Source organism: Paenibacillus dokdonensis (assembly GCF_004916975.1).
Lineage (GTDB): Bacteria > Bacillota > Bacilli > Paenibacillales > Paenibacillaceae > Paenibacillus_AQ > Paenibacillus_AQ dokdonensis.
In genome coordinates this window covers 3,727,154-3,739,289 of the sequence record NZ_STGQ01000001.1, presented here as the reverse complement: position 1 = coordinate 3,739,289, position 12,136 = coordinate 3,727,154, and the positions used below count along the sequence as shown (strand labels likewise).

Annotated in this window: 10 protein-coding genes and 1 other annotated feature; of the genes, 8 read left to right on the top strand and 2 right to left on the bottom strand. The window is 48.2% G+C overall.

The window, feature by feature from the left end; genetic code table 11:
• Positions 1-5: 5 nt before the first annotated feature.
• Complete coding sequence (locus E6W40_RS17315) at positions 6-776, top strand: class I SAM-dependent DNA methyltransferase (RefSeq protein WP_136606594.1); 771 nt, start codon at positions 6-8, stop codon at positions 774-776.
• Between the two features lie 137 nt (positions 777-913).
• Positions 914-1,642, top strand: a complete 729-nt coding sequence (locus E6W40_RS17310; RefSeq protein WP_136606593.1) for a 3-ketoacyl-ACP reductase — start codon at positions 914-916, stop codon at positions 1,640-1,642.
• 107 nt (positions 1,643-1,749) lie between these two features.
• Here E6W40_RS17310 and E6W40_RS17305 read toward each other — a convergent pair whose 3' ends face one another.
• Entirely contained in the window at positions 1,750-1,908 is a 159-nt protein-coding gene (locus E6W40_RS17305) for an asparagine synthase (RefSeq protein WP_136606592.1), read from the bottom strand.
• A 233-nt stretch (positions 1,909-2,141) separates the two neighbouring features.
• Positions 2,142-2,386: a binding site (T-box leader), on the top strand.
• A gap of 145 nt (positions 2,387-2,531) precedes the next feature.
• On the opposite strand from E6W40_RS17305, the gene leuS reads away from it, so the two are divergent.
• Positions 2,532-4,973 (top strand): leucine--tRNA ligase, encoded by a 2,442-nt coding sequence (leuS, locus tag E6W40_RS17300; RefSeq protein ID WP_136606591.1) that lies wholly within the window; start codon positions 2,532-2,534, stop codon positions 4,971-4,973.
• Positions 4,974-5,074: 101 nt separating this feature from the next.
• Here leuS and comER read toward each other — a convergent pair whose 3' ends face one another.
• Positions 5,075-5,905: a late competence protein ComER gene (comER, locus tag E6W40_RS17295; RefSeq protein ID WP_136606590.1), complete on the bottom strand. Its 831-nt coding sequence runs from the start codon at positions 5,903-5,905 to the stop codon at positions 5,075-5,077.
• 191 nt (positions 5,906-6,096) lie between these two features.
• Here comER and E6W40_RS17290 point away from each other — a divergent pair, with 191 nt between their 5' ends.
• From E6W40_RS17290 to E6W40_RS17270, 5 genes are all read left to right on the top strand, one after another.
• The gene (locus E6W40_RS17290) at positions 6,097-6,699 is read left to right on the top strand and encodes a helix-hairpin-helix domain-containing protein (RefSeq protein WP_136606589.1); all 603 of its coding nucleotides are present in this window, start codon (positions 6,097-6,099) and stop codon (positions 6,697-6,699) included.
• 54 nt (positions 6,700-6,753) lie between these two features.
• The gene (locus E6W40_RS17285; protein WP_136606588.1) at positions 6,754-7,272 is read left to right on the top strand and encodes a deoxycytidylate deaminase; all 519 of its coding nucleotides are present in this window, start codon (positions 6,754-6,756) and stop codon (positions 7,270-7,272) included.
• Between the two features lie 98 nt (positions 7,273-7,370).
• Entirely contained in the window at positions 7,371-10,028 is a 2,658-nt protein-coding gene (locus E6W40_RS17280) for a ComEC/Rec2 family competence protein (RefSeq protein ID WP_211147019.1), read from the top strand.
• Positions 10,029-10,301: 273 nt separating this feature from the next.
• Complete coding sequence (locus E6W40_RS17275; protein WP_136606587.1) at positions 10,302-10,850, top strand: RNA polymerase sigma factor; 549 nt, start codon at positions 10,302-10,304, stop codon at positions 10,848-10,850.
• The gene (locus E6W40_RS17270; protein WP_136606586.1) at positions 10,847-12,040 is read left to right on the top strand and encodes an anti-sigma factor family protein; all 1,194 of its coding nucleotides are present in this window, start codon (positions 10,847-10,849) and stop codon (positions 12,038-12,040) included. The genes E6W40_RS17275 and E6W40_RS17270 overlap by 4 nt, the downstream gene beginning before the upstream one ends.
• Positions 12,041-12,136 lie beyond the last annotated feature (96 nt).

Below are 12,136 nucleotides of genomic sequence, written 5' to 3'. Positions count from 1 at the left end.
TCATCATGTCTTCATACAGAAAATTTGCATATGTCTACGATGAATTGATGGAGGATATGCCTTATCCGGATTGGCTTCGTTTTGCCCGTCAGGCTTGGGATAAGCATGGCAGCATGCCGAAAAGCGTAGTCGAGCTCGGCTGCGGTACGGGCAGCATTACCATCCCGCTCGTCAACTCAGGCTTCGAAGTGACCGGAATCGATCTATCCGCGGACATGCTGTCTGTGGCAAGACGAAAAATGGAGAGCACGCCGCAAGGCAGCAGACTCTACCGTGAAGGCTCAATCCGCTGGGTGCAGCAGGATATGCGGGAATGGGAAATTCCGGAGCAGGTGGATGCGGTTATTTCCTTCTGCGATTGCTTTAGTTATTTGCTGGAAGAGAGAGATGTCACCGCTGCATTCGCCCAAACCTATAAGGGATTGAAGCCCGGAGGGATTTTTCTGTTCGATGTGCATCATCCGAATACGATGATCCGTTACGATGAAGAGCAGCCTTTTGTCTGGGATGACAGGTCTGTATCTTACATATGGACCTGCGAGCTGGATGCTCCCCGGTGTGAAATCGAGCATCATTTGAGCATTTTCGCGAAGGAGGAGCAGAGCGATCTGTACCGCCGGTTTGAAGAAACGCATGTCCAGCGGGCTTATGATCCGGAATGGATGAAGACGGAGCTGGTCAAGGCGGGATTCCGCGATGTGAAATGCTATGCTGATTTTGAATGGGTGGAAGCCGGAGACGATGCTCAGCGGCTTTTTTATGTGGCGGTTAAATAGTTAGTCTTAGCCTGATTCGGATAATTCGTATCCGGAAATGGGAAAAATAATGCCTCGGAACACGGCTTCCGGGGCTTTTTGCTACATGGTATTATGGGTAATAAAAAGAAGCTTCGTAGAAGAAGGGATGGAAGAGAATGAAACTTACCAATTTAAAAGATAAAACAGCGATCATTACAGGTGCCGGAAAGGGTATCGGCCTTGCCATCGCAACTGCATTAGCCAAAGAAGGAGTTCATTTGGGTCTGATGGCTAGAACTGCCTCCGATCTGAACGCGCTACGTGATTCTTTAACCACAGAATATGGAGTATCCGTATATACCGCAACGGCAGATGTATCTTCCCGTACGGAAGTAGAGAATGCCATATCGAAGCTGGGACAGGAACTGGGAAGCATAGATATCCTGATCAATAATGCAGGCATGGCTGCGTTTGGTACGGTGGCTGACATGGATCCGGATCAGTGGGAGCGTATCATCCAAGTAAACCTGATGGGCACGTATTACGTATCCCGGGCAGTTCTGCCGACAATGATGGAACAAAACAGCGGCAATATCATTAATATCTCCTCGACAGCAGGTGAAAAAGGATTCGCAACAGGTTCCGCATACTGCGCATCCAAATTCGGAATCATGGGACTGACAGAGTCACTTCTTCAGGAAGTACGCAAAAAGAACATTCGTGTAATGGCACTGACTCCAAGCACGGTGAATACAGATTTGGCGCGGGACAACAATTTGAACATTGGAGACGAGGACCGGATGATGCAGCCGGAGGATGTGGCTGAGCTCGCTTTGGCCTCCTTAAAGCTTCCAGCCCGTGTTTTTGTGAAGTCCGCAGGTATTTGGACAACCAATCCACAATAAAAAATATATTTTTCAAGCGATGATGGGAAGAAAAAGCTGGCTTGCCAGAACAGGATTGTTCTGACGAGCCAGCTCTTTTTGTATTGCTACCTATCCAAGACTTTCTCTTACCGGTGTTCGATCAAATCGATCGTTCCCAGCACGACATGAGCCAGGCCGAATCCAAGAATTCCTGTGGCGGCAAGTTTATACTTGCTGCCCAGAAGTAGGGCGCCGGAAGTAGATACTACAGTTCCCAGAACGGCAGGAATCAGACCTTCACGCATACAAACACTCCCCCTGGTTCATAAAAGTTTGGACAGACAATATGTAGTATGGTACCAGTGACTTATATTATACAGCGTATCCGAAATAAGCATATATTTTGCTGCGACGCTACCGATTGACTGTCCTGACGGTTTTATATATAATATGACTTAATGTAGTTTTACTTAACGTAGAATGAACTAAAAACGAGTCAATCTTTAGCTCAATCTAATGATTTGATCAAATTAAATAACTTCTGACAATGATGAGGGGTATTAGTTTCAGCGGTGTCACACAGAGAGCCGGCGGATGGTGCAAGCCGGTTGACGAAGCGGAATGAACTCGCCTTGGAGTCATGGTTTGAAACGCGGAATGTTTATTATTTGGCGCGAAGAACCATCGCCTCACCTCCGATAAGGGTGCAAAGGGAGTGGAGAATAAAGTATATTTTCCGCTAACTAGGGTGGTACCACGGGAATCAAACCTCTCGTCCCTAGCGCTAATACGCTATGGATGCAGGGGTTTTTTTAATGGATTCCGTTCTGAAAGGGACGGCGTATGAAGTTTAAGATTGATGAAAAAAAGAGTAATGGATCGCGGCTTGCAGCAAGGCCGCCTGACTGTATGAGGAGGACATCAGATTATGAGTGAAAATGGGCAGCAGGCTCAGGGATATCAGGCCCAGACAATTGAGCCGAAGTGGCAGAAGTATTGGGATGAGCATCATACGTTTAAAACGGGAGAGGAATCTGGTAAGCCGAAGTTTTATGCGCTGGATATGTTTCCGTATCCGTCCGGTGCGGGCCTCCATGTAGGGCATCCTGAAGGGTATACGGCAACCGATATTGTATCCCGCTATAAGAGAATGCGCGGTTACAATGTGCTGCATCCGATGGGATGGGACGCGTTTGGCCTACCTGCAGAGCAGCATGCTCTTGATACAGGTGAACATCCACGTGACATCACGGTGAAGAATATCAACAATTTCCGCCGCCAAATCAAATCTTTGGGTTTCTCCTACGACTGGGATCGCGAGATCAGCACGACAGACCCGGATTATTACAAATGGACGCAGTGGATTTTCATCCAGCTGTACAATAAAGGCCTTGCTTACGTATCTGAACTGCCTGTGAACTGGTGCCCGGCTCTGGGTACCGTGCTTGCAAACGAAGAAGTTATTGACGGCAAGAGCGAGCGCGGTGGACATCCGGTTGTCCGCAAGCCGATGAGACAATGGGTACTGAAAATTACCGAATATGCAGAACGTCTGCTTGAGGATCTGGAGGAACTGGACTGGTCCGAAAGCATTAAAGATATGCAGCGCAACTGGATTGGTAAATCCAAAGGGGCTGAAGTGAACTTTGATATCGAAGGACATGAAGGTAAGCTTACCGTGTTTACTACCCGTCCGGATACCCTGTTTGGCGCCAGTTACTGCGTGCTTGCTCCTGAACATGACCTGGTAGCAGAGATTACAACGCCGGATCAGCTCGAAGCTGTAAAAGCTTATCAGGATCAAGCAGCTCGAAAGAGCGACCTGGAGCGTACGGATCTCGCTAAGGACAAAACCGGTGTGTTTACAGGTGCTTATGCGGTCAATCCAGTGAATGGTGCGAAGCTGCCAATCTGGATCGCCGATTATGTGCTTGCCGGTTATGGAACAGGTGCAATTATGGCGGTTCCAGGCCATGATACACGTGACTGGGAATTCGCGAAGCAGTTCGGATTGGAAATCATTGAAGTCGTGAAAGGCGGCAATGTGCAGGAAGAGGCGTACAGTGGTGGAGGAGAGCTTGTCAACTCCGGCTTCCTGAACGGCTTGGGCACAGAAGAAGCCATCCCTGCAATGATTACCTGGCTTGAAGAAAACGGAAATGGGCAAGGGAAAACGACCTACCGTCTGCGCGATTGGCTGTTCAGCCGGCAACGTTATTGGGGAGAGCCGATTCCGATTCTGCATCTTGAGGACGGCACCATGAAGACTGTTCCGGAGGACCAGCTTCCGTTGATGCTGCCGGATATTGAGCAGATTAAACCATCCGGCACAGGAGAATCACCGCTTGCGAACGTAACCGAGTGGGTGGAAACGGTGGATCCGGAGACCGGCATGAAAGCACGCCGCGAGACGAACACCATGCCGCAATGGGCAGGCAGCTGCTGGTATTATCTGCGGTTTATTGATCCTCATAACCAAGAGGAGCTCATTTCGAAGGAGAAAGAACGCGAATGGATGCCGGTAGATCTGTACATCGGCGGAGTTGAGCATGCTGTGCTTCATCTGCTGTATGCACGCTTCTGGCATAAGGTTCTTTATGATCTGGGCGTTGTCAGCACCAAGGAGCCTTTCCAGAAGCTGGTGAACCAGGGCATGATTCTTGGAACAAATAATGAAAAAATGAGTAAGTCCCGCGGCAATGTCATCAATCCCGATGAAATTGTTGAGAATTATGGCGCGGATACGCTCCGCATTTATGAAATGTTCATGGGGCCGCTCGAAGCAACGAAGCCATGGAACGAAAATGGTGTGGAAGGTTCGCACCGCTTCCTGTCCCGTGTATGGCGTCTTGTCATTAATGAAGACGGCAGTCTGAATTCAAAAATTACTGATAATGAAGGCAGCGATGAATTCAAACGCGTTTGGCATAAAACGATCAAAAAAGTTACTGAAGATATGGAACATCTGCGTTTCAACACAGCGATCAGCCAGCTGATGATTTTCATCAATGATGCTTATAAGGCTGATTCGATTCCGCGCAAAGCGATAGAGGACTTTACGCAGCTGCTTGCACCGTTTGCACCGCATATTACCGAAGAGCTGTGGGAACGTCTCGGACATCAGGAAAGCATCACATATGCTGCATGGCCAGCTTTTGATGAAGCATGGACGGTTGATTCCGAGGTTGAAATCGTCATTCAGGTCAACGGTAAAATCGTTCAGCGCGCCATGATTGCCAAAGACATGAACCAGGAAGCTATGCAGGAATACAGCATGTCTCAGGACAATGTCCAGCAGGCCATTGCTGGCAAGACTGTACGCAAAGTGGTCGCTGTTCCAGGCAAACTGGTTAATATTGTAGCCAATTAAATCATAAACAGGATCGAAAAGCATTCAATCCCCGTACAATTTATTTTGTACGGGGATTTTCTTTAGAATCATTGCTCTTTTTTGAGAGATTTGCTTTACGGCTATGTTTTGGAATCGCCAAAGAGTGTATTACATTTACTCAAATCTTCATCGTATTTGGCATGAGTCGTGGAGATAAGCTGATGAAATACACCATCCAGGCTTTGCTTTAACAGGGCTAGGGCTTCTGCTGTGATTCCACCAGGTACGGCAACCCTTTCCTGAAGCTCATGAGGCTTGAAGCCGCCTTCCGTTAGCAGCTTGCCTGTTCCAAGCAGCATTTCGCCGGCTAATTCCGTCAGATTCTCACGCCCGATGCCTGTCATTTCAACCGCTGCTTGAATCCATTGATCGAGAAAGAAGCTGATGAATGCAGGTCCACAGCTGGAAAAGTCCGAGGTAATCCGCACATGGGATTCCTGGATTTCCAAGGGCCTGCTGATGAAGCTCAGGAGTTTTTCCAAAAGCAGCCTGTCTTCTGCATTAATACGACTGCCGTACATGCATAGAGAAGCACCGCTCAGCGTTAAATGTGTGATGCTGGGAATGATTTTGGCAATCTTGCAGGTCAGGGCGCTTTCGAGATGATGTGTTTGGACCGGACTCGTGATCGATACAAGGATCTGATTAGGCTTCACTTCATTCCCGATTTCATCGATCAAGACTTTATACTGAAGCGGTTTTACGCATAGAAATACGATATCGCTATTTTTGACGGTCTCTACATTACTGCTGCATACATTCAGTCCGGGATGACGCTGAGCCAACAAATTCACCTTTTCTAATGAACGGTTGCTGGCGAAGATTTGCTGAGGCATGAGCGCACCGGAAGCAATGAAGGTATCGAGCAACATGCTTCCCATACTGCCGGTTCCGATGAATCCTACCTTCATATAGGTCCCCTCCTTTCGTGCTTTGCGGTAACGGCGCAATCCTTCTCCTTAATGTATGCATATGAACCTGCACCTCATGACGGTTTTTCAGCAGGCGCTGCTCCGGCAGAGCATTTTATTTTTTCAGAGATCAGAAGGTGTGAGCTTCTCTCAAGTAAAGACAGACATTTCTATGAAAATGAGGTGTATACATGAAACGTTTGACTGTAGGGATCAGCATATGCTGTGCCATATTAGGAAGTGCCGTGATTTTGTTGTCAGGCATGAAGCATGGAGATGAAGCAGAGGCGTGGAAACCGCTGAACGCCAAGCTCGCTGCTGCTTTAGAGGACGAACATAAGCCGGCACCGGAGGGCAGTAGAGGACAAGCAGCGCAAAATGGCGGGAATGCAGCTAAAGACAAAACTCAGACAGCTACAGAACCTGTGAAGACCGAGCCAACCGCTCAAGCGGTTTCTTCTGCTCCAATAGGAACGGATTCCGGAGCTGCAGAGTCTCAAACAGCAGCTTCAGGCGGCTCTCCGGCAGGAAGCCCCAGCGTCCCAGAAAATAAAGCGGAAAGTCCTTCAACCGATCCTCCCACAAGTGAATCATCATCTGTCCGCAAAATAAACGTTAACACCGCACAGGCGTCTGAGCTTACCAATATACCCGGCATTGGAGCAAAGAAGGCACAGGCCATCATCGACTATCGGAATCAGCATGGTCCTTTTCAAAAGGTGGGCGATCTGGACAAGGTTAAGGGAATTGGTGCTAAAATGCTTGAGAAAATGAAGCCCTACGTAGAGCTTTAGCCCGGAGATGTGCTACAATGTTTACAATCATTCTATGAAAAACAGGTGATAAACGTGAACGACGAAACGCGCAAAGACTGGGACACATACTTTATGGATATTGCTTACATGGTTTCTACGCGTTCCCGCTGTCCCCGCAGGCATGTTGGTGCCGTGCTGGTTCAAGGGAAAAAACTGCTGGGCACAGCCTATAACGGAGCCCCATCGGGCGTTCCGGACTGCTCTGAGGCCGGCTGCATGATTGCAGAGGAGCTCGAAATGGTAGAGCATGACGGTAAACAGGAAATGATCAAAAAGCAGCGCTGTGTGCGTACGATTCATGCCGAACAGAATCTCCTGCTTTTTACCGACCGGATTGACCGTGAGGGCAGCTCGGTTTATGTAACGGACGAGCCTTGCTGGACCTGCGCCAATATGCTGGCCAACAGCGGGGTAACGGAAATTGTATTTCACCGATCCTATCCAAAGGATACAGATAAGGTCACGGAGATGATGAAGCAGAAGGGGATCACTTTTCGCAGACTCTCAACCTATGAACCGCCGCGTGAAACCATGATGACCGTCTCCAACTAGAACAGAATAAAAAGAGAAATCGAGGAAGGACCTCTGCCGCTGCGGCTTAAAGCCGCAGGCAGAGGTCCTTCTTTTTTTAAATAGAAGGAGGGAATTATATGAGAGGAAGGCCGTTAATCGTCTGTACCATCGCATGGATGGTAGGAAGCGGTATTGCCTACGAATGCTCGGGATTAAGATTATTGATGATCTGGTCCGGAATGACGCTGCTGCTTGCTATTCCTGCCCTGCTGCATAGAAACCTACTTCGCAGCATGTTAATTGCATGGGTTGCGTTGACGTTATCGGGAATATACTGGGAGTGGAGCGATGCGCGGAATGTAACCGTGCTGCCGGAGGCTGTGGCCATGGATATCGCTGATATGGGTGGAATGCTGCTGCAAGCCGAAGGCGTAATCGTCTCATCCGTCGATGTGGACGGAGACAGGGCGGATTTACAGGTTGAACTGAAAAAAGTAATGATTCAAAAGAATGCAGATACAGGCGATTCACCATCCTCCATGGCGTCGCTTCCGTTGCATGAGCGGGTAATGGTTCAGGTTAAACTTCAAACCAAGGAGCAGCTGAGGGGAGCAGAGAGCTGGCAGCGGGGGGACCGGATTAAACTGAATGGATCGGTTGAGATTCCATCTACTGCTCGAAATTTCGGCGGTTTTGATTATGCGGCGTATCTGCGCACCCAGCATATTCATTGGCTCTATAAAGTGAAGGGCATACAAAATGTACAGGCTTCACCACCTTCCCACTGGAGTACGCTTACGATCTTCCGCTGGAATGACCGGGTACGCAGCGGGCTGGGAAGTAAAATTGCGGAAATTTTTCAAGAGCCCCATGCTGGTTACATGAAAGGACTGCTTATCGGTATGCAGGATGATATTGACCCGGAGACGTACACTCAATTTTCCCAGCTTGGGTTGACCCACATCTTGGCCATATCCGGCATGCATGTTGCTGTTTATGTCGCCAGCTTGCTGTTTTTGCTGTCATTGTTCAAGGTGTCGAAAGAAAGGTCTCTGCTAATTGTTATGATAATGATCCCTGTGTACGTGCTCATTTCCGGGGTGAGTCCTTCGGTTGTGCGGGCGGGCATTATGGGGATGATTGGGCTATTTGCTGCCAGAAAGGGCTGGCTGAAGGATGGCATGAATATTTTGGCAGCAGCCGCTCTCCTTATGATGTTGTGGAATCCGTATTATATGCTGAGTGTCAGCTTTCAATTGTCATTTCTCGTGACGGCAGGGCTCATGCTGTATGTACCGCTCGTGACCCCGCTTCTTCGCTTTCTTCCAAAGCGTTTCGCAGCGGCCGCTGGGGTGACGCTGGTCGCTCAGGTTGTTTCCTTCCCGCTCACAATCTATTATTTCAACCAGTTTTCTTTGCTGTCCTTTGCCGCCAATTTTGTATTGGTTCCGTTGATTACTTTTCTCACGCTGCCTCTGGGCGCTACAGCGCTGCTGCTTGGCTGGATCTGGCTGCCTGCGGGAAGGTCGTTAGGGTGGATAGCCGAAATCCTGAATGATGGAACCTTCTGGCTGGTCCGCTGGATGAACGGTTACCCTCAATTTGTCACGATATGGAGATCGCCTTCAATCATATGGATTCTAGCTTACTTTGCCGTACTGTACCTGCTTTTATATGTAGCAAGCCGATACCTGATTGGCCACAAAAGCAGACTTCCAGCTGGAGATGCAAACGATACCGTTGAGCTTGAAGGCGTGGGGTCTCCCGGCAGGGCCGTGTACTTCACGTCTCTGACAAATTATAAAATATCATCTCTATTGGCCACAATTATGCTTGTCTTTATATTTTTGATATATTGGGAGTACAGGCCGCTATCTTTGCATGGTGCTGGGTTAGTTCAGTTCCTGGATGTGGGACAAGGTGACAGCATTCTGATCACGACACCGGGAGGACGCAATATCCTAGTGGATGGAGGAGGCACGGTTAATTTCCGGAAGCCCCAGGATGCCTGGAAGGAACGAAAAAATCCCTTTGAGGTCGGGGCCAAGGTTGTTGTGCCGCTGTTAAAGCAGCGTGGAATTCATCACTTGGACGCAGTCATCATTACCCATGGGGATCAAGACCATGCAGGCGGAATACAGGCTGTTTTGGATCAGATACCGGTAAGGGCTTTGCTCTTTAATGGTACGTTGGCGGGAACCTCTTCCTTCGATAAGCTGATGGATACGGCTCTTCACCGTAAAATTCCTGTATTTGCCGTTCATCAGGACATGCAGCTGAAAATGGATGATCATACCGATCTCTCTTTTTTATCTCCGTTTCTTGAAGAATTGGAGCAGGATGAAGTCCCTGTCGAAAAAAATCAAAATCATATCTCCGTGGCGTTTCTACTGACCATGAATGATGGAAGATTTTTATTCACCGGAGATATGGATAAAGCTGCTGAAGAAGATATACTGAGTGTAGGAATGAAAAACGCACAAGCTGCCTTGACTTCGCAGTCTATGCCTGCCGGAGCCTTTTCTATGCCTGAAGGCAGTGTTGATGTGATCAAAATTGCCCATCATGGCAGCAAGTCGTCGAGCAGCGAAGACTGGCTTCATTATTGGCGGCCGAGAGCAGCAGTAATCTCAGCGGGTGTAAACAATTTGTACGGACATCCGCATGCGGATGTTGTAGAACGAATTGCAGCGGAAAAGGCCCAACTATTCCGGACAGATTTAAGCGGTGAAGTGCAGATGATTGTTCAGCGGGGAAAGATACAAACCCGCTTCAAATTGGATTTAATCCATTAAATTTGAAAAGAGATCATTTGTTAACAAAATCTTAAAGAATTAACTGAAAAAAACACGTAAAATGGATAAGTTAGTGCCTCTTATATTAGAGGTGACGCGCCCACTAGAATTTGGTATTCTTAATTGGGGATTACCATGCACCAAGCGGGTGAAAGCCATCTTCACGTACATAAGATTTCAGGGTCTTATAACGGATAAAAAATGTTGGTTACAATTTGCAACAATTTGACACTCTTACACGTCTGTAAGATTGCAGGGAGAGGGGGATCCTTTGTGGTAGAGCAGGGACTCATAAGAGCCGCTCAATCGGGCGATCGCGACGCTCTAATCACCCTATTAAGAGAAATTGAGCATCAAGTGTATCGAACAGCCTATTACATTTTAAACGATGAACAGGATGCAATGGATGCTTCTCAGGAAGCATTGATCCGCATTTACACCAAGATAGGCTCCTATGAAGAAAAAGCGCAGTTTAAAACATGGGTTCAACGGATCGTGACCAATATTTGTATTGATAAATTCCGGCGCACGAAACCTACGGTTTCCATCGATGAGCATGAACTGGTATTTCAGGATAAACAGAATGTGGAGCAATCGGTGATGTCCTCTTACCTGGCCCAGGATATTCAGGAAGCGATAGACCAGCTGCCTGATCATCACAGGACCGTTATTGTTCTCAGATACTTGCAGGACTTTTCCTACAATGAAATTGCTGATTGTCTGAACCTTCCCTTAAACACGGTGAAGTCTTATTTGTTCAGGGCCAGACAGCAGCTACAAAATATGCTTCAAGAGCATCAGAAAGGTGGTGTATCAGGATGAAATGTCCAGAGGTGGTGGAATGGATGCACCGTTATTTGGATTATGATCTAAGCGAGGAAGAGACCGTTCAGTTATATGAGCATTTAAAACAATGTCCTGAATGTACGGATACCTTTCGGATGCTGAAGTCATTGTCCCGGGATCTTGAGGATCTCCCCAAAGTAACGCCCAAATTCAGTATTGTCGATACCATCATGCCTCAGCTCGATGCCATAGATCAGGCCCGTCAGGAAAAGAGCGCCTCCCGCGAGGAAGCTCCTGCTGAGATGGTTCCCGTACCAACACGTCCGGTACGTACAAGCAAATTCCGCAACTCTGTTGCCGGTCGTACGGCCATGGGTGCGGTAGCAGCTGTAATTATTCTGGGAGTGGCTATATATAACTATTCTCCGAAGCATTTATCAACAGCAGAAGAGCCTGCCTTTAAAGCCGAGCAAAAGATGGCCGAAACAGCTTCTTCCGCAAGTGAGTCAACAACGGGCAGCGGCGGAGGGCAGCAGGACGTTAAGCCCAAGAAGGATGAACAGCAAAGTGATATGATCAAACGGGATACGGTTGATGGATCCTCCGCTGGAAGCGGAGATTCAGAATTGACAACGCCGGATGTTTCCGCGGACCATGCGTCCAAGGATCAGACGTTGCGGTCAACCGAACCTTCAGGCAAGCAGGATGATAAAACAAGCCGGAGCGCGGATACGGGGACGGGGAAGAAATCGGCTTCCATCGGTGCTGTGGATTTAGGTGCTCCGGCGGAATCCTCAAGCCCGGAACAAGGGACTCCGGCGGACAACGGCAACAGTGGCAGCAGCCAGGATAATAAGGCGGCAGATAACAACAGCACTCCGGAAACGCCGGCTGCGGATTCGAAGAGCAATGATCAGGATCCGGTTGCCAAAGAAGATAATATGACCATGGGCATTACTAGTTTTAATAAGACTGCAGCAGCTCAATTCAACTCTCCTGACGGCAAATATGCCGCTTCAGTAGAAGAGAAGAAGTTGGTCATTTACAATGTTTCTGATAAAGACGGGCAGAAGACGGCAGTCAAGACCATCGATTTGCCAGGGACTTGGGTGTCTGGGGTATGGTCAGCGGACAGTACGGTTTTTACCTATCAAACATCGGATGATCAGGGTGCAACAACGAGCAAAACCTATCAGGTTAACGGCTCGGATTCTTCAAATCCCTGAAAAGTGAACCGACTATATAAAAAAATAAACGGGTTTGCTATATGCACAATAATTGGAGATATAGAATAGGATATACGGTTAGATTAATCCAGACCC

Coding starts and splice junctions, on each gene's coding strand:
- E6W40_RS17305 (WP_136606592.1), bottom strand. CDS start 1,908: ATGCGTGAAGGTCTGATTCCTGCCGTTCTGGGAACTGTAGTATCTACT.
- E6W40_RS17270 (WP_136606586.1), top strand. CDS start 10,847: ATGAAATGTCCAGAGGTGGTGGAATGGATGCACCGTTATTTGGATTAT.
- comER (WP_136606590.1), bottom strand. CDS start 5,905: ATGAAGGTAGGATTCATCGGAACCGGCAGTATGGGAAGCATGTTGCTC.
- E6W40_RS17310 (WP_136606593.1), top strand. CDS start 914: ATGAAACTTACCAATTTAAAAGATAAAACAGCGATCATTACAGGTGCC.
- E6W40_RS17315 (WP_136606594.1), top strand. CDS start 6: ATGTCTTCATACAGAAAATTTGCATATGTCTACGATGAATTGATGGAG.
- E6W40_RS17280 (WP_211147019.1), top strand. CDS start 7,371: ATGAGAGGAAGGCCGTTAATCGTCTGTACCATCGCATGGATGGTAGGA.
- leuS (WP_136606591.1), top strand. CDS start 2,532: ATGAGTGAAAATGGGCAGCAGGCTCAGGGATATCAGGCCCAGACAATT.
- E6W40_RS17290 (WP_136606589.1), top strand. CDS start 6,097: ATGAAACGTTTGACTGTAGGGATCAGCATATGCTGTGCCATATTAGGA.